Source organism: Pusillimonas noertemannii, assembly GCF_003096595.1.
Taxonomy (GTDB): Bacteria; Pseudomonadota; Gammaproteobacteria; order Burkholderiales; family Burkholderiaceae_B; genus Pusillimonas; species Pusillimonas noertemannii.
Map to the genome: position 1 here is coordinate 563591 of NZ_QEKO01000001.1, position 17314 is coordinate 580904.

The 17314-nt window shown below is 64.4% G+C and carries 18 protein-coding genes; 10 read left to right on the forward strand and 8 right to left on the reverse strand.

What is annotated here, in order from left to right; all coding sequences use genetic code 11:
• Positions 1 to 16: 16 nt before the first annotated feature.
• The 5 genes from obgE to C7440_RS02640 all read right to left on the reverse strand — a co-directional run bounded on the left by obgE (position 17) and on the right by C7440_RS02640 (position 3952).
• Complete coding sequence (obgE, locus tag C7440_RS02620; RefSeq protein WP_116517369.1) at positions 17 to 1138, reverse strand: GTPase ObgE; 1122 nt, start codon at positions 1136 to 1138, stop codon at positions 17 to 19.
• Between the two features lie 150 nt (positions 1139 to 1288).
• Positions 1289 to 1549, reverse strand: coding sequence for a 50S ribosomal protein L27 (gene rpmA / locus C7440_RS02625; protein ID WP_116517370.1), 261 nt, complete (start codon positions 1547 to 1549; stop codon positions 1289 to 1291).
• Positions 1550 to 1582: 33 nt separating this feature from the next.
• Positions 1583 to 1894, reverse strand: a complete 312-nt coding sequence (gene rplU / locus C7440_RS02630) for a 50S ribosomal protein L21 (protein WP_017525700.1) — start codon at positions 1892 to 1894, stop codon at positions 1583 to 1585.
• Between the two features lie 150 nt (positions 1895 to 2044).
• Positions 2045 to 3271: a bifunctional glutamate N-acetyltransferase/amino-acid acetyltransferase ArgJ gene (gene argJ, locus C7440_RS02635; RefSeq protein WP_116517371.1), complete on the reverse strand. Its 1227-nt coding sequence runs from the start codon at positions 3269 to 3271 to the stop codon at positions 2045 to 2047.
• A gap of 192 nt (positions 3272 to 3463) precedes the next feature.
• Positions 3464 to 3952: a MarR family winged helix-turn-helix transcriptional regulator gene (locus C7440_RS02640; protein WP_026068194.1), complete on the reverse strand. Its 489-nt coding sequence runs from the start codon at positions 3950 to 3952 to the stop codon at positions 3464 to 3466.
• Between the two features lie 247 nt (positions 3953 to 4199).
• On the opposite strand from C7440_RS02640, the gene C7440_RS02645 reads away from it, so the two are divergent.
• The 6 genes from C7440_RS02645 to C7440_RS02670 are packed head-to-tail and all read left to right on the forward strand — an operon-like array spanning position 4200 to position 11509.
• Entirely contained in the window at positions 4200 to 6539 is a 2340-nt protein-coding gene (locus C7440_RS02645; RefSeq protein ID WP_116517373.1) for a bifunctional salicylyl-CoA 5-hydroxylase/oxidoreductase, read from the forward strand.
• Positions 6536 to 7318, forward strand: a complete 783-nt coding sequence (locus C7440_RS02650; protein ID WP_116517374.1) for an SDR family NAD(P)-dependent oxidoreductase — start codon at positions 6536 to 6538, stop codon at positions 7316 to 7318. Before C7440_RS02645 ends, C7440_RS02650 begins: the two co-directional genes overlap by 4 nt.
• Before the next feature lie 57 nt (positions 7319 to 7375).
• Positions 7376 to 8227: an enoyl-CoA hydratase family protein gene (locus C7440_RS02655; protein ID WP_116517375.1), complete on the forward strand. Its 852-nt coding sequence runs from the start codon at positions 7376 to 7378 to the stop codon at positions 8225 to 8227.
• On the forward strand, positions 8227 to 9399 hold the full coding sequence (locus C7440_RS02660; RefSeq protein ID WP_116517376.1) for an acyl-CoA dehydrogenase family protein: 1173 nt from the start codon (positions 8227 to 8229) through the stop codon (positions 9397 to 9399). Before C7440_RS02655 ends, C7440_RS02660 begins: the two co-directional genes overlap by 1 nt.
• A gap of 29 nt (positions 9400 to 9428) precedes the next feature.
• Entirely contained in the window at positions 9429 to 11072 is a 1644-nt protein-coding gene (locus tag C7440_RS02665) for an AMP-binding protein (RefSeq protein ID WP_116517377.1), read from the forward strand.
• Positions 11073 to 11098: 26 nt separating this feature from the next.
• A complete protein-coding gene (locus tag C7440_RS02670; RefSeq protein ID WP_017525708.1) occupies positions 11099 to 11509 on the forward strand; it encodes a RidA family protein in 411 nt (136 codons plus the stop codon).
• 682 nt (positions 11510 to 12191) lie between these two features.
• Here C7440_RS02670 and hemL read toward each other — a convergent pair.
• From hemL to thiD, 3 genes are all read right to left on the reverse strand, one after another.
• On the reverse strand, positions 12192 to 13469 hold the full coding sequence (gene hemL, locus C7440_RS02675) for a glutamate-1-semialdehyde 2,1-aminomutase (protein ID WP_116517378.1): 1278 nt from the start codon (positions 13467 to 13469) through the stop codon (positions 12192 to 12194).
• A 178-nt stretch (positions 13470 to 13647) separates the two neighbouring features.
• Positions 13648 to 14316 carry a thiamine phosphate synthase gene (thiE, locus tag C7440_RS02680; RefSeq protein ID WP_116517379.1) on the reverse strand — a complete coding sequence of 223 codons (669 nt, stop codon included), beginning with the start codon at positions 14314 to 14316 and terminating at the stop codon, positions 13648 to 13650.
• Entirely contained in the window at positions 14309 to 15112 is an 804-nt protein-coding gene (gene thiD / locus C7440_RS02685) for a bifunctional hydroxymethylpyrimidine kinase/phosphomethylpyrimidine kinase (RefSeq protein ID WP_116517380.1), read from the reverse strand. Before thiD ends, thiE begins: the two co-directional genes overlap by 8 nt.
• Before the next feature lie 163 nt (positions 15113 to 15275).
• Between thiD and C7440_RS02690 the strand changes: the two genes are divergently transcribed.
• From C7440_RS02690 to C7440_RS02705, 4 genes are read left to right on the forward strand one after another with little or no spacing between them, the layout of a single operon-like run.
• On the forward strand, positions 15276 to 15440 hold the full coding sequence (locus C7440_RS02690) for a rubredoxin (RefSeq protein WP_026068197.1): 165 nt from the start codon (positions 15276 to 15278) through the stop codon (positions 15438 to 15440).
• Positions 15441 to 15481: 41 nt separating this feature from the next.
• On the forward strand, positions 15482 to 16072 hold the full coding sequence (locus C7440_RS02695; protein ID WP_116517381.1) for a YqgE/AlgH family protein: 591 nt from the start codon (positions 15482 to 15484) through the stop codon (positions 16070 to 16072).
• Positions 16065 to 16481: a Holliday junction resolvase RuvX gene (ruvX, locus tag C7440_RS02700; RefSeq protein WP_017525714.1), complete on the forward strand. Its 417-nt coding sequence runs from the start codon at positions 16065 to 16067 to the stop codon at positions 16479 to 16481. The genes C7440_RS02695 and ruvX overlap by 8 nt, the downstream gene beginning before the upstream one ends.
• A 31-nt stretch (positions 16482 to 16512) precedes the next feature.
• Positions 16513 to 17277, forward strand: coding sequence for a lysophospholipid acyltransferase family protein (locus C7440_RS02705; RefSeq protein ID WP_116517382.1), 765 nt, complete (start codon positions 16513 to 16515; stop codon positions 17275 to 17277).
• The last annotated feature ends 37 nt before the right edge of the window (positions 17278 to 17314 follow it).

A 17314-nucleotide genomic window follows, 5' to 3' on the forward strand; every position in this document is an offset into this window, starting at 1 on the left:
CGCCGCTGAAAATCGGCTATTTTAATGTAGGGTCGGGCGGGGTGCCGCGCGCGGGATCGAAGCGCGGGTCGTCGTCGACCGGCACGCCGGCCGCGATGTCGGCCTGGCGCTGCTCTTGCGCTTTTTGCGCGTCGAGCCAGTCTTGCAGCTGCCAGACGAGCTCTTGGGTGCCTTCGCCCGACAGCGCCGATATGGCAAAGACCGGGCCTTCCCATTGCAGTGCTTCGCACAGGCGCTGCTTGACGCCTTCGGGGTCGGACACCATGTCGAGCTTGTTGAGCACCAGCCAGCGCGGCTTGGAGTAGAGCTCGGCGTCGTAGAGGCGGAGTTCTTCGACGATGGCGCGGGCGTCGACGGCCGCCTGCTCGACCGGGTCGAGATCGGGGTCGGGAGAAGAAACGTCGACCAGATGCAGCAGCACGCGCGTGCGCGACAGGTGGCGCAGGAATAGATGGCCCAGGCCCGCGCCTTCGGAAGCGCCTTCGATCAGGCCGGGAATGTCGGCCACCACGAAACTGCGCGACTCAGAGGTGCGCACCACGCCCAGGTTGGGATGCAGCGTGGTAAAGGGGTAGTCGGCTATCTTGGGCCGGGCATTGGATATCTTGCTGATAAGCGTGGACTTGCCCGCATTGGGCAGGCCCAGCAGGCCGACGTCGGCCAGTACCTTGAGCTCTAGCCGCAACTTGCGCTGTTCACCCGTCTTGCCGGGTGTCCACTGGCGTGGTGCGCGGTTGGTGCTGGACTTGAAGTGCAGGTTGCCCATGCCGCCTTCGCCGCCGGCGGCCAGTGTCACTTTTTCCTGGTGGCGGTCAAGGTCGAACAACTGCTCGCCGGTTTCGGCGTCGAGTATGGTGGTGCCCACGGGCACGCGTAGCACGATGTCGGGCGCCGCCGCCCCATACTGGTCGGAGCCCCGGCCGTTTTCGCCGTTTTTTGCCCGGTGCAGGCGCGCGTAGCGGAAATCGATCAGGGTATTGATGTTGCGGTCGGCCACGGCATAGATGCTGCCGCCGCGCCCGCCGTCGCCGCCGTCGGGCCCGCCCTTGGGAATGAATTTTTCGCGGCGAAAGCTGGCGACGCCATTGCCGCCTTTTCCGGCGATGACTTCAATGGTGGCTTCGTCTACGAATTTCATGATGGCTTGTCGGTGAGCGTGGGGGCCGCAATCGCTGCGGAAAAACGCCGTTGGCCCGCCTTGCGGCGGCCGGACGGCGCCGGTCGAACTATTCTAAACAAAAAAGCCCTGCCTGGACGGCAGGGCTTGCGGCTTCGATCGGGCTGAAGCTTACTCGGCGGCTTCGACCGAGACGGTGCGCTTGTTCAGGGCGCCCTTGATGGCGAACTTGACGGTACCGTCGACCAGCGAGAACAGCGTGTGGTCTTTGCCGATGCCGACATTGGTGCCGGGGTGGAACTGGGTGCCGCGCTGGCGAACGATGATGGAACCTGCACGGATGGCCTGGCCACCGTACATTTTCACACCAAGCCGTTTCGCTTCTGAGTCGCGGCCGTTACGCGTTGAGCCGCCGCCTTTTTTCTGTGCCATGTTTAGCTCCTGCTATGCAATACCGGGGTTCGATCAGGCCGTGATGGCGTCGATGCGAAGTTCGGTGTAGTTCTGACGATGGCCCTGGCGCTTTTGATAATGCTTGCGACGGCGCATCTTGAAGATCTTGACCTTGTCGTGCCGGCCTTGCGCAAGAACTGTTGCCTTGACCAGGGCTCCGGAAACGAGGGGCGCGCCGATTTGCAGCTGCTCGCCTTCGCCAACGGATAAAACCTGATCCAGCGTGATTTCTTGCCCAATGTCTGCCGGTATCTGTTCTACCTTGAGTTTTTGGCCTGCGGTAACTCGATACTGCTTACCGCCGGTTTTTATGACCGCGTACATGGGGGTAACCTCTATAAAAATTTTGGCAAAATGCCAAGCCTGCTATGTTAACTGGGTTTTATCAGTTAAGTCAAGCACATAGCGTGGCTGCAGGTGCCTGGCGGCGGGCCGCCCCGGCAGGGCAAGCCGCCAGGCATGAGGCGGCCGGCCTCAGGAACGGTAATCGGCGTTGATGCTGACGTAGTCGTGCGAAAAATCGCAGGTATATACCGTCTCAGAAACCTGGCCCCGGCCCAGCGCGATGCGCATGGGGATCTCGGCTTCTTTCATGACCCGCTGCCCGTCTTCTTCGCGGTAGCCGGGGTGGCGCTGGCCCTGGCTGGCCACCAGCACGTCGCCCAGCCACAGGCTTACGCGCGAGACGTCGAGGTCGGCGATGCCGGCGTAGCCGATGGCGGCCAGGATGCGGCCCAGGTTGGGGTCCGAGGCATAGAAGGCGGTTTTTACCAGGGGGGAGTGGGCCACGGCGTAAGCGACCTGCAGCGCTTCTTCGGCGTTGGCGGCTTCATCGACTTGTATGGTCATGAACTTGGTGGCGCCTTCGGCGTCGCGCACGATTTTCTGGGCCAGCTCGAGCGCGGCGGCTTCGAGCGCCTGGTACAGGGCCTGGTAATGCGGCGACGAGGCCGAGTCGACGCTCAGGCCGCTGCGCCCGGTGGCCATGATGATGAAGGAATCGTTGGTCGAGGTGTCGCCATCGACCGTGATGCGATTGAAGGAGCGGTCGGCGATGCAGCGTGCCATGTCGGCCAGCAGCCCGGCCGGGATGGCGGCGTCGGTGGCCATGAAGCCCAGCATGGTGGCCATATTGGGCCGTATCATGCCGGCGCCCTTGCTGATGCCCGTGATGGTGACGGTTTCGTTGCCTATCTGTACGCGCTGCGAGGACACCTTGGGCTGGGTGTCGGTGGTCATGATGCTGTGGGCCGCCTGCAGCCAATTGGCCGCCTTCAGCTTATCGATGGCCGCGGGCAGGGCGGCCAGCAGACGGTCGACAGGCAGCGGTTCCAGGATGACGCCGGTTGAAAAGGGCAGCACCTGTTCCGGCTGCAGATTCAGCAGCGTAGCAGCTGTTTCGCAGGTTTGCCGGGCGACTTGCATGCCATCTGCGCCGGTGCCGGCGTTGGCGTTGCCTGTATTGATGACCAGCGCGCGTATCGCCTGGCCGGAGGCCAGGTGGCTTTCGCACAGCTGCACTGGGGCGGCGCGGAAGCGGTTGCGGGTGAACACGCCCGCCACCGTGCTGCCTTCCGCCAATCGGAATACGGTCAGGTCTTTGTGATTGGCCTTGCGGATGCCGGCTTCGGCGATGCCGATCTCGACACCATTGACGGGGTGGATTTCTGATTCGGGCGGAATGATCAGGTTGACGGCCATGGCGCAGCTCGATGAAAGGGTGGGGCGTGAAAGGGGTGGGAAGGCCCCGGGCGCACACCTGCTGGCAGGCTTGCAGCCCCGCGGGCGCAGGGAGACAGTTTACTAGAAGCCCCGGCGTGCCAGGCGGCAAAGCAGGGGCCTGATGCCATGGTATTCGCTTGGCCGGCTGCGGGGCATAGCCGGGCGGCGGCTCTAAGGGCGTGGCGTAAGACGGGTTTGCGCGACCAGCTTGAGTTCGCCCAGCGCCTCGAAGAGGTTCTTGCGGCTTTTTTCGGACAGCCCGGCAAGCAGGTCTTGAATCCATTGCTCGTGCGAACTGGCCATTTTCTTGAAGATGCGCCTGCCCTTGGCGGTAAGCTTGATCAGCGAGCTGCGCCGGTCGGTAAGCACCTTGTTGCGTTGCACCAAGCCTTCTTTTTCGAGCTGGTCGGTGATGCCGGTGATGTTGCCATTGGTGACCATCATGTGGCGCGAAAGCTCGCTCATTTTCATGCCTTCGGGCGCACGATGCAGCTGGGCCATGAGGTCGAAGCGCGGCAGGGTGGTCTCGTACTCGGTGCGCAGGCGGCCCCGGATGTCGCCCTCGATGAGGTTGCAACAGGTAAGCAAGCGCAGCCACAGGCGAAGGTCGTCGTGGTCTTCGGGCCCGGTAAGTGTTTCGAGATCGGGAGTGTCTTCGATCGCGACCGGGGGGGGGATGTCGTTCATGGCAGTTGCGGCAGAGCCCGTTGGCGATGGGTTATTTTAATCTTCAACTAACATGATAACTGTAAACATCTGAAAAAGCAGGCCCTGCCGGCATAGCTGAAAAAACCTATTGCACGGCAGGTTTTTTGGCTATATAGTTTAAGCCTAAACTAAATTTGCAGTTGTGGCGGGGGCCGGCACCCGACCTTTCGCTTCTCATAGGCTAACACTCGGAGATAGCATGAACATAGTTTGTATCGGCGGCGGGCCCGCAGGCTTGTATTTCGGCCTCTTGATGAAGCTCAGCGACCCGCGGCACGAAGTCACCGTCATCGAGCGCAACCGGCCCTACGACACCTTCGGCTGGGGCGTTGTGTTTTCCGACGCTACCCTGGGCAACCTGCGCGAGGCCGATCCGGTGTCGGCCGAGCAGATCAGCGAGGCGTTCAACCACTGGGACGACATCGAGATCAACTACCGCGACCGCAGCATCCGCAGCGGCGGCCACGGCTTTATCGGCATCGGCCGCAAAAAGCTGCTCAACATCCTTCAAGAGCGCTGCGAGCAGGTTGGCGTAAAGCTCGTGTTCGAAACCGAGGTCATCGACGACCAGGAAATCGCGCAAAAGTACAAGGCCGACCTGGTCATTGCTTCTGACGGCCTGAACAGCCGGGTGCGCACCCGCTACGCCGACACTTACAAGCCCGACATCGACACGCGGCAGTGCCGCTTCGTCTGGCTGGGCACCGAGAAAAAATTCGACGCCTTTACATTCGCCTTCGTCAATACCGAGCACGGCTGGTTCCAGGCGCATGCCTATCAGTTCGAGTCGGGCATGTCGACCTTCATCGTCGAGACCCTTGACGAAACCTGGCAGGCGGCGGGGCTCGACACCATGAGCCAGGAAGACGGCATCGCCTACTGCGAAAAGCTCTTCGCCCCCTGGCTTGACGGCAATCCGCTGGTCAGCAATGCCACGCACCTGCGCGGCTCCGCCATCTGGATCCGCTTCCCGCGCGTCATCTGCGACACCTGGGTGCACTATCAAACCCTGCCCGACGGCCGCAATGTGCCCATCGTGCTCATGGGCGACGCCGCGCACACCGCGCACTTTTCCATCGGCTCGGGCACCAAGCTGGCGCTCGAAGACGCCATCGAGCTCAACCGCTCCATCGTCGCCCAGAACAACAACCTCGAGGCCGGCCTCGAGCACTATCAAGAAGTGCGCAGCGTCGAGGTGCTCAAGATCCAGAACGCCGCGCGCAACTCCACCGAATGGTTCGAGAGCGTGGCGCGCTACGCCAATTTCGAGCCCGAGCAGTTCAGCTATTCGCTGCTTACCCGCTCGCAGCGCATCTCGCACGAAAACCTGCGCCTGCGCGATCCCAAGTGGATCGAAGACTACGAGCGCTGGCTGGCCGACAAGGCCGGCGCCAGCTCGCTTTCCGACCGTCCCGTGCCGCCCATGCTCACGCCCTTCACGGCGCGCGGCACCACGCTCAAGAACCGCATCGTGGTTTCTCCCATGGCCATGTATTCCTGCGTCGACGGCGTGCCGGGCGACTTCCATCTGGTGCACCTGGGTTCGCGCGCCATGGGCGGCGCCGGCCTGGTCATGGTCGAAATGACCTGCGTCTCTCCCGAGGCGCGCATCACTCCGGGCTGCCCGGGCCTATGGACAGACGAGCAGGCGGCCGCCTTCAAGCGCATCGTCGACTTCGTGCACGAAAACACCACCGCCAAGATCGGCATGCAGATCGGCCACGCCGGCCGCAAGGGCTCCACCAAGGTCAGCTGGGAAGGCACCGACCTGCCGCTCGAGTCCGGCAACTGGCCGCTGGTGTCGGCCTCGGCCATTCCCTACATCGAAGGCGTGTCGCAAGTGCCCCAGGCCATGACGCGCGAACAAATGGACGAGGTGCGCGACGAGTTCGTTGCCTCCACGCGCCGCGCCGCGGCGGCTGGCTTCGACTGGCTCGAGCTGCACTGTGCCCACGGCTACCTGCTGTCCAGCTTCATTTCGCCGCTGACCAACCAGCGCAACGACGAATACGGCGGCTCGCTCGAAAACCGCCTGCGCTATCCGCTCGAGGTCTTCCACGCGGTGCGCGAGGCCTGGCCTGAAAACCTGCCGATGTCGGTGCGCATTTCGGCTCACGACTGGGTCGAGGGCGGCATCACCCCCGACGACTCGGTCGAGATCGCGCGCGTCTTCAAGGCCGCGGGCGCCGACATGATCGACTGCTCTTCGGGGCAGGTCAGCAAGGCCGAGCAGCCGGTCTACGGCCGCATGTTCCAGACACCTTTTTCCGATCGCGTCCGCAACGAGGCCGGCATCCCCACCATTGCCGTGGGCGCCATCTTCGAGGCCGACCACGTCAACAGCATCATCGCCTCGGGCCGCGCCGACCTGTGCGCGCTGGCTCGCCCGCACCTGGCCGACGCGGCCTGGACGCTGCGCGAAGCGGCCCACATCGGCTACACCGACATTGCCTGGCCCAAGCAGTACTTTCCCGCCAAGAAGCAGCTCGAAACCAATTTCCAGCGTGCCGCGGCCTACGCCGAGCAGGTGGGCGCATGATCACCCCGGGCCCCGAGCGCCACGCCTTGGTTACCGGCGCTTCGCGCGGTATCGGCCTTGTCGTGGCGCGGCGCCTGCTGCAGCAGGGCGCGCGCGTCACCCTCATGGGGCGGGGCGAGGCCTCTCTGCAAAAGGCCTGCGCCGAGCTGGGCGGCGGCGACCGGGTCGGCTTCGTCACGGGCGATGTCTCGCAGGGGGCCGATGTGCAGGCGGCCTTCGACCAGGCCAGGCAGCGCTTCGGCCTTATCAGCATCCTCGTCAACAACGCGGGCCAGGCGTCCAGCGAGCGTTTCGACAGGCTTGACGAAGCCCGCTGGCAGCAAATGATCGCCGTCAACCTTACCGGCACCTTCCACTGCATCCAGGCGGCCCTGCCCGACATGGTTTCCGCCAAGTGGGGGCGCATCGTCAACGTGGCCAGCACCGCGGGGCTGGCGGGCTATGCCTACGTATCCGCCTATTGCGCCGCCAAGCACGGCGTGGTCGGCCTGACCCGTTCTCTGGCGCTCGAAGTGGCGCGAAAGGGCATCACCGTCAACGCGGTCTGCCCCGGCTACACCGAGACCGACCTCATACACGAGGCGATCGAGAACATCATGAGCAAAACCGGCATGTCTGCCGACGAAGCCAAGGCCAAGCTGGCCGAAAGCAATCCACAGGGTCGCCTCGTGCAGCCCGAACAGGTGGCCGACGCGGTGGCCTGGCTGTGCCAGGAAGGCGCTTCGGCGATCAACGGACAATCCATCCCCGTCGACGGGGGCGAGGTCATGGTGGGTTAGAACCTGTTGACACCCGATTCGACAGGCCGCATCCCACCACATAAAGGAGCATCAATAATGGAAAACACAGAGCACACCATGGCGCACCATACCGGTCCCCTGGCGGGCTACCAGGCCAAGCACTTCCTGTGGTCGGTTTCCGACGACGGCAAGGTGGCCACCATTACGCTGAATCGTCCCGAGCGCAAGAATCCGCTCACCTTCGATTCCTACGCCGAACTGCGCGACCTGTTCCGCAGCCTGAACTACGCCAGCGACATCAAAACGGTCGTCGTCACGGGCTCGGGCGGCAACTTCTGCTCGGGCGGCGACGTGCACGAGATCATCGGGCCCCTGACCAAAATGGGCATGCCCCAGTTGCTCGAGTTCACGCGCATGACAGGCGACCTCGTCAAGGCCATGCGCAACTGCCCCCAACCCATCGTGGCCGCCGTCGATGGCGTATGCGCCGGGGCCGGCGCCATTCTTGCCATGGCCTCCGACCTGCGCCTGGGCAGCCCCGAAACCCGTACCGCCTTCCTGTTCGCGCGGGTGGGCCTGGCGGGCTGCGACATGGGCGCCTGCGCCATCCTGCCGCGCATCATCGGCCAGGGCCGCGCGGCCGAGCTTTTCTACACCGGCCGTGCCATGTCCGCTGACGAGGGACTGGCCTGGGGCTTCTTCAATGCGCTGCATCCGTCTGAACAAGTGCTCGAAGCCGCGCAGACGCTGGCCGGCCGCATTGCCGCCGGCCCCACCTTCGCCCACGGCATGACCAAGAAGGCCATGCACCAGGAATGGAGCATGGGTGTCGACGAAGCCATCGAGGCCGAGGCCCAGGCCCAGGCCATCTGCATGCAGACCCAAGACTTCCGCCGCGCCTACGAAGCCTTCGTGGCCAAGCAAAAACCCGTTTTCGAGGGCGATTGATGAGCGATACCTCCTGGCTCGACTGGCCATTCTTCGACGAGCGCCATCCCCAGATGGCGCACGAGCTCGACGCCTGGTGCCAAAAGGCCCTGGCCGAGGTCGACCATTCCGACACCGACACCGCCTGCCGGCACCTGGTCAAGGCATTGGGTCAGGCCGGCTGGCTGCGCGTGGCCGTGCCCCAGGGCCCCGATGGCTCATGGGGCGGACGCTGGCCGCAGATCGATTCCCGCGCCCTGTGCATCATGCGCGAGACCCTGGCCCGGCACGACGGCCTGGCCGATTTCGCCTTCGCCATGCAGGGCCTGGGCAGCGGCGCCATTTCCATCGCCGGCAGCGACGAGCTGCGCCAGCGCTACCTGCCCCGGGTGGCATCGGGCGACGCCATCGCGGCGTTTGCGCTGTCCGAGCCCGACGCCGGCTCCGACGTTGCGGCCATGGCCTGCGAAGCCGTGCTCGACGGCGACAGCTATGTGCTCAATGGCGAAAAAACCTGGATATCCAACGGCGGCATCGCCGATTTCTATTGCGTCTTCGTGCGCACCGGCGAGGCGCCGGGGGCGCGCGGCATCTCGGCCTTCGTGGTCGACGCCGACACGCCGGGGCTCGAAATCGCCGAGCGCATCGACGTCATTGCGCCGCATCCCCTGGCCCGGCTGCGTTTCAACCAGTGCCGCGTGCCTGTATCGCAGCGGCTGGGCGAGGCGGGGCAGGGGTTCAAGATCGCCATGATGACCCTCGACATCTTTCGCGCCTCGGTGGCGGCGGCGGCGCTGGGCTTTGCCCGCCGCGCCCTGCAAGAAGGCCTTGACCGCGCCCGGTCGCGGCGCATGTTCGGCCAGACCCTGGCCGACCTGCAGATTACCCAGGCGGCACTGGGCGACATGGCCACCGAGATCGACGCCGCGGCCTTGCTTACCTATCGCGCCGCGTGGATGCGCGACGTGAAGGGCGTGCGCACCACCCGCGAGGCCGCGATGGCCAAGATGGCGGCCACCGAGTCGGCCCAGAGGGTAATCGACCGGGCGCTGCAGATGTTCGGCGGCCTGGGCGTGATGTCCGGCGTGCCGGTCGAAAAACTTTATCGAGAAATACGCGCTTTGCGCATCTATGAGGGCGCCACCGAAGTGCAGCGTCTCATCATAGCCCGGGAACTGCTCAAGCAAGACTGACCCCCGGCCGATCAACCTGGAGACAAACAATGGAACGCTCTGCCCACATAGACACCTTCGCCAGAGACCACCTTCCGCCTGAATCGGAATGGCCCGAGTTTCTGCTCGAAGGCAACCCCGACGTCGTCTATCCTGCGCGCCTGAACTGCGTCGTCGAGCTCGTCGACGCCCACGTCGCCCGTGGCGACGGCGACCGCATCGCCTTGCGCTGGCGCGACGAAGGCGGTGAAAAACGCAGCATGAGCTATCGTGAATTGGCCGAGCTGACCAATCGCATCGCCCATGTCCTGACCGAAGACATGAAGCTGGAGCCCGGCAACCGGGTGCTGCTGCGTGGCCCCAACAACGTCATGATGGCCGCCTCGTGGCTGGCAGTCGTCAAGGCCGGCATGGTGGTCGTGCCGACCATGCCGCTGCTGCGCGCCGTAGAGCTCAAGCCCATTATCGAGAAGGCACGCATTTCGGCGGTCTTGTGCGACAAGCGCCTGTCCGAAGAACTCGAGCACTGCTTCGAGGCCTCGCACCCGGCATACTGCGCCGACCTCAAGCAAGCCCTGTATTTCCACGACGACGGCCCTGATTCGCTCGACAGCATCGCCAAAGGCAAGCCGGCCGAGTTCACGCCTTGCGACACCGCGATCGACGACGTCTGCCTCATCGCCTTCACCAGCGGCACCACCGGCAAGCCCAAGGGCTGCATGCACTTCCATCGCGACGTGCTGGCCATGTGCGACACCTTCTCGAAGCATGTATTGCGCATGACCCCCGACGAGGTCGTGTGCGGCACCCCGCCGCTGGCCTTTACCTTCGGCCTGGGCGGCCTGCTGTGCTTCCCGCTAAGGGTGGCCGGCTCTACCGTGCTGTGCGAAAAGCTTACGCCCGACATGCTGCTTGCCACCGTGCAAGACTTCGGCGTCACCATGACCTTCACCGCGCCCACCTTCTACCGCCAGATGGCCGAGCGCGTCTCCAAGTACGACCTGTCGTCCCTCAAGAAAACCGTGTCGGCTGGCGAGGCGCTGCCCGACGCCACGCGCCAGCTGTGGAAGCAGGCCAGCGGCATCGAAATGATCGACGGCATCGGCGGCACCGAGATGATCCACGTCTTTGTGGCCAGCGCCCCCGAAGACGTGCGCCGCGGCGCCATCGGAACCGTCGTGCCCGGCTATGTGGCCCAGGTAGTCGACGACAACCTGCAGCCCGTGCCCAATGGCACCGTGGGCCGCCTGGTGGTCAAGGGCCCCACCGGCTGCCGCTACCTCGACGATGAGCGCCAGCGCGTGTTCGTGCAGCAGGGCTGGAACCTGCCGGGCGACACCTTCATGCAAGACGACGACGGTTATTTCTTCTACCAGGCGCGCAACGACGACATGATCATATCGGCCGGCTACAACATCGCCGGCCCCGAGGTCGAAGACGCGCTGCTTGCCCACGAGGCGGTGGCCGAATGCGGCGTCATCGGCGTGCCCGACGACGAGCGCGGCAACATCGTCAAGGCCTATGTGGTGCTCAAGCCCGGCTTCAATGCCGACGACGCCATGGTCAAGCAGCTGCAAGACCACGCCAAGGCCCAGATCGCCCCTTACAAATACCCGCGCGCCATCGAGTTCGTCGCGTCCCTGCCTCGCACCGAAACCGGCAAGCTCCAGCGTTTCGTCCTGCGACAGAAATAGCTTTTTCTTTTTAACGAGAGGAATGAATGAAGATTCTGCAACCATCCGACTGGGCTCCGCCGAAAGGGTACGCCAACGGCGTCATGAACGAACTGACGGTTGGCAGCCGCATCATCTTCGTCGGCGGACAGATTGCATGGAACGCCCAGCAGCAGTTCGAGTCCGACGACCTGGCCGAACAGGTCGGCCAGGCCCTGCGCAACATCGTGGCCATCCTTAAAGAGGGCGGCGCCGGCCCCGAGCACATCACCCGCATGACCTGGTACGTAGTCGATAAAAAAGAATACGTGGCCTCGCTGCGCGAGATCGGACAGCAGTATCGCGAAATCATCGGCCGCAACTTCCCCGCCATGACGGCGGTCGAGGTGGCCGACCTGGTCGAAGACCGCGCCAAGGTCGAGATCGAAGTCACGGCGGTGGTGCCCCCGGCGCAGTAAACGGCGCATCCTGGCCTCATGCGGTGTCGAGGCCATTCAAAGCAAGAGCCCACGAAGGCATGTCTTCGTGGGCTCTTTTCTTTTTTGGCGTAAGGCGAATGGAGGATGTCAGGGCTTTGTTGGGATTTGCCCTGTGTTCTTAAGTGCTGTTGGATTGTGTCCTTAAGCGCCGTCGTGGGCGATGCTGTTCAGGCCGGGCGGTCGGGCGGTTTGTGGCAGCGCCCTCCAACGCCCGTCCTGAACAGCATCGCCCACGACGGCTCGCGGCTGCGGCCTGCCAGGTCTGTCGATACTCTGTATTTCACAGGAGAGCAGCGAATCAGTAGGGCAGGAAATCCACAGGGCAACAGCGCAGAGCACAGGGCTATAGGGCACAGGGCACAAGCCGACATTCAGCAATAGAACGCCGTTCTGTGTGTCGTCCCGAATCTCAGCCGTCGGAGGCGGGGGGAGCTGGGCCGGGCGTTGGAGGGCGCTGCCACAAACCGCCCGACCGCCCGGCCCAGCTCCCCCCGCCTTCGGCGGCGTTTAAGAACACCATAGAATCCTCACGCCAAGCAAGAATCCCACGTCAAGCCGCAATGCATCGTCCTGCGCCCGGAGAAACCAAGCGGTGTCGCGCTTTCGAAGCAGGGAACTGGTGGCTGGCCAAAGCCCGTGCAACGGGGCGGCAGAAACACCTCTAAAGCGCCGCAAACGCCTCTTCAGCCGCATCCAACGTAGCCTGTATCACCGCATCGTCATGCGTCGACGACACAAAGCCCGCCTCGAACGCCGAAGGCGCAAGATACACGCCCCGTATCAGCATGGCGTGGAAGAACTTCTTGAAGCGCTCCACATCCGATTCCGACACTTCCTCAAACGTCGTGGGAACACCCTCGCGGAAATAGATGCCGAACATCCCCCCCACAGAGTCCGCGCTGAACGGCACCTTGGCCGCGCGCGCGCGTTCCGCCAGGCCGTGGGCCAGCTTCGCCGTCTGGGCCGAGAGCCGGTCGTAGAAGCCTTCTTCGGACAGCAGCCGCAGCGTTGCAAGCCCCGCGGCCACGGCCACCGGATTGCCCGACAGCGTGCCGGCCTGGTAGACCGGCCCCAGCGGTGCAATGTGTTCCATGATGTCGGCGCGGCCGCCGAAGGCGCCCACCGGCATGCCGCCGCCGATCACCTTGGCCAGCGTCGTGATGTCGGGCGCAACCCCCGCTAGCCCCTGTACACCCTGCGGCCCCGCGCGAAAGCCGGTCATGACCTCATCGAATATCAGCAGTGCGCCGTATTCGGTGCAAAGGCGGCGCAGGCCTTCGAGGAAGCCTGGCACCGGCTTGACCAGGTTCATGTTGCCGGCAATGGGTTCGACGATGATGCAGGCGATCTCGCTGCCGAATTCCTTGAACGCCGCCTCGACCGCTTCGAGCCGGTTGTAGTCAAGCACCAGCGTATGCTGGATGAATTCCGGCGGCACCCCCGCCGAAGTGGGGTTGCCGAAGGTAAGCATGCCCGAGCCCGCCTTGACCAGCAGGCTGTCGGCGTGGCCATGGTAGCAACCCTCGAACTTGACGATCTTGGGCCGGCCGGTAACACCGCGCGCCAATCGTATTGCCGACATGGTGGCCTCGGTGCCCGAGCTGACCAGGCGTACCTTCTCGATGGACGGAATGCGCGCGGCAATGGCTTCGGCGATCTCGATCTCGCCCTCGGTGGGCGCGCCGAACGACAGGCCGTTGACGGCGGTTTCCTGCACGACGCGCACAATGTCGGGATGGGCGTGGCCCAGGATGGCGGGGCCCCACGAGCCGACGTAGTCGATGTAGCGGTGGTCTTCGGCGTCCCAGATATAGGGGCCCTGGGCCCGCTTGACGAAGCGGGGCACGCCGCCCACCGAGCGGAATGCCCGCACTGGCGAGTTGACGCCGCCCGGAATGGTCTGGCAGGCGCGTTCGAATAAAGAAGCGTTACGGGGCATGATGGAGGATCCGGATCAGAAAAAATGCGGTCGCGACGTGGCCGGACATGGCCCGCCGCACCAAAGCCATAAGCATACCAAGCCCCGACCCGCAGCATGGGATGCCGCAGTATCGATAAAGGTCTGGATAAACGGGACGGCTTTCAGCCCTGCGGACCGAAGCTTGAAGGCGCTGCCTTCAGCCGGCCTTGAACAGCGCGCTGCAGCGCGCGGCCGCCGCCTGGATGTCGGGCGCTTCGAACAGGCCGCTGATGATGGCCAGGCTGTCCGCACCCGCCTCGATTACCGGCCCTGCATTGTCGGCGGTGATGCCCCCGATGGCCACCACGGCCGCGCGCGGCGCATCGGGCGCGCCGGACTGCATGGCCAGCTTGCGCCCTTCACGGATGTGATCGAAGGTGGCATGCACCGCATCGGGCTTGACCTGCGATGAATACACCGCGCCAAAGGCGACATAGTCGACGTCGTCTTGCAGGGCCTGCGCGGCGAGCCCGGGCTGGTTGTAGCACGAGGCGCCCAGTATGCGCGCCGGGCCCAGGGCCTGGCGAGCGACATCCAGTGGGCCGTCGTCGCGTCCCAGATGCACGCCGTCGGCGTCCAGACGCAGGGCGGTTTCCACGCTGTCGTTCACGATGAAGACGACGCCCAGCGAGCGGCAAAGGTCGCGCAGGCTGGCGGCCTGGGCAAGCCGGGCTGCCTCGTCGCCCGATTTGCGCCGCCACTGCAATGCGGTCATTCCGCCTTTTGCGGCCTGTTCAACCGCCTGCAGCAGGCGGCCGGTGTCTTGCCAGTCGGGCGTTATGCCGTACAGGCCGCGAGGAAAGCGTGTGGCGCGGGGCTTACTCATGGATGGACCGGTCGATGATGCGGTAGCCCATGCCGGGCTGGAAGGTGGATGCGGCCAGGTGGGCGGCCTTCTTGAGCGCGTTCTCGACGGCCTGGGGCATGGGCAGCCCGCGGGCAAGCTCGAGCGTTGCCGCGCAGGCGAGCGGGCCGTCGCTGTCGCTGAGCCGCGTGCTGGGGGGCTGCCACAGCCAGTTGAAGGTGGCTTGTTCGGGCCCTTGCAGCAGGTGGGCGCCTTGTCCGGGCCGGATGGGCGTGCCGGTGGTAAGCACCCACTGGGCGCCGAACTGGCGCAGCGCCAGGGCGGGGGTGCCGTTTTCGATGGTGGGCAGCAGGCCGTCGTTGTGCCAATGGGCCAGCAGACCGTGTTCGGCCACCACCAGGTCGGCCTGCGGCAGCAGCAGCTCGAAGACGGCCGCCAGCACTTCTTCGGCGTCGCTGTCGTCGGCCGAACCGGTTTCCAAGGGTGTTCCCAACTGCAGCACGAGGGGAAGCTGGCTGTAGTCGGCCGCAATCTGCGCCAGCACGCGCACCGCGTCGGTGCTGTACAGCGGCCCGGCCTTGATGGCCTGCACATTCATGTCTTCGAGCAGGCAGCGCGCCTGGTCGTCGATGAACTCGGGCGTCATGGCGCAAATGTCTTCGATGCTGGCGGTGTCCTGGACATGCACGGCCGTGACCACGCTTAGCGCATGGCCGCCGAGCCTGGCGCAGGTGACCGCGTCGGCCGGCAGATTGCTCGACCCGCTTGGATCGAAGGGGCCGAGAAAGAGAACCAGGGTGGGATCGGGGTGTTGCACGGACTTGGAGCGGTTTTGGGGAATTGTTAGGAAACTTTGGCCTGGATCAAAGTGGAAAGCTATTGCGTTTAGTAAGATTGACCCCATTCTAATGGAAGCGCTGACGATGCGGTCGAGAATTTCGCTGCTTCCAGGCCTCCAATTTTTTCTGAGAGTAACGAACATGCGTACCTGGATGTGCCTTATATGTGGTTGGATCTACGACGAAGAAGCCGGCGTGCCTGAAGAAGGCATTGCTCCGGGCACACGATGGGAAGACGTGCCTCCAAACTGGGTCTGCCCCGAATGCGGCGCCCGCAAAGAAGACTTCGAGCTCGTCGAGGTGTAAGCTTATTGAAACGGCGGTTTCCGCAGACAGGAGGCAATACCATGTCAGCTAGCAAAGATTCAGGTACCGGACCGATCGTCGACCTATCGCGGCAGTTCCTGCTTGCCATGCCCGGCATGGTCAGCGGCAACCTGGCCAACACCGTCATCTATGTATGCGAACACACCAACCATGGCGCCCTGGGCCTGGTGGTGAACCGTCCCACCGACCTTACCGTGGGCAATCTGCTGCAGCGCATCGACCTCGACCTCTCGCTCGAGATCGGGCCTGTCCAGGATACCCCTGTGTTCTTCGGCGGGCCGGTCCAGACCGACCGAGGCTTCGTGCTGCACGCACCCATCGGCGAGTACAACTCCAGCATCCCCCTGGGCGAACTGGCCCTGACCACCTCGCGCGACGTGCTCCAAGAGGTCGCCGAGGGCCGCGGCCCCAAGCAATTGCTCGTCACCCTGGGTTATGCCGGCTGGGGCGCCGGGCAGCTCGAAAGCGAAATGGCCCAGAACGCCTGGCTCAACGTCACGGCGTCCAACGACATCCTCTTCAGCGTCCCGCCCGAAGAGCGCTACGAAGCGGCCCTGGGCATCCTGGGCATCAGCTCCGCCATGCTGGCGGGCGACGCGGGCCATGCCTGAAGAAACCCTGCTGGCTTTCGACTACGGGCTGAAAAAAATCGGTGTTGCGGTGGGCAACACCCTTACCCGCCAGGCCAGGCCCCTTAAGATACTTTCCCCGGTTACACGTGAACAGCGCTTCGCGGCCCTTGCCGCGCTGCTGGAAGAATGGCGGCCCGATCGCGTGGTCGTCGGCCTTCCACTGGCCAGCGACGGGTCCGAGCAGTACCACTCGCTGCGCTGCCGCCGCTTTGCCAATCAGTTGCATGGCCGCTTCGGCGTCACGGCCGAGCTCGTCGACGAGCGCGGCTCCAGCGTCGAAGCCCAGCTTGCGCTGGGCAACCACGACGCCGACGACGCCATGGCCGCGGCCATCATCCTGCAGCGATATTTCGACGCATTGCCGAAAGGTAATATCATTACGCCCTAACTACAAACACGTCGGAACAGAGAGTCCCATCTTGAGTTTTCTGCTTGTCCTGCTGCGGCTGCCCTTCGTCCTGGTGTGGCTGGTATCCAGCCTTTTGTCGGTTGCCACGATCTATCCCCTGGTTTCGCCTTCGATGCGGGGCCGCATGAACCAAGGCTGGTCGAGCGCCATCGTGCGCATATGCGGCGTGCGGGTGAAGGTCATGGGCGAGCCCCGCATGCCCGGCGCGGCCCTGTGGGTGGCGAACCACGTATCCTGGATCGACATCTTCATCCTTGCGGGCATACGCAGCGTGTTCTTCGTCGCCAAAAGCGAGATCCGCTCCTGGCCGGTGGTCGGGTGGCTGGTGGCCAAGGTGGGTGCGGTGTTCCTGCAGCGCGGGCAAAGGCAGTCCATCCGCCAGGTGGGCGAAGAAATGCAGTCGCGCTTCCGGCGCGGCGAAGTCATCGGCCTGTTCGCCGAAGGCACCACCTCTTCGGGGTTCGACGTGCTGCCTTTCCATTCCAGCCTGTTCGATCCGGCCATACGCGGCCAGGTCGACATACAGCCCGTGGCCCTGCGCTTCATGCATCATGGCCGCCGCAGCGACTTCGCGGCGTTCGTCGGCGAAGAAACGCTGGTGGCCAATCTGTGGACCCTGCTGGGCGCCACCGGCGTATCGGTCGAGGTCGAGTTCCTGCCCGCGATCAGCCCAGAGCAATGCCAGGTGCTGGGCCGCAACCAGGTGGCGCGCCAGGCCGAGCAGGCTATCGGCGATGCCGTGCGGCTCGCCCCGGCTTCCCGGTCCGAAACCTAGGCCACAAGTGGTTCCACGAACCCATAGGGCGCCATTG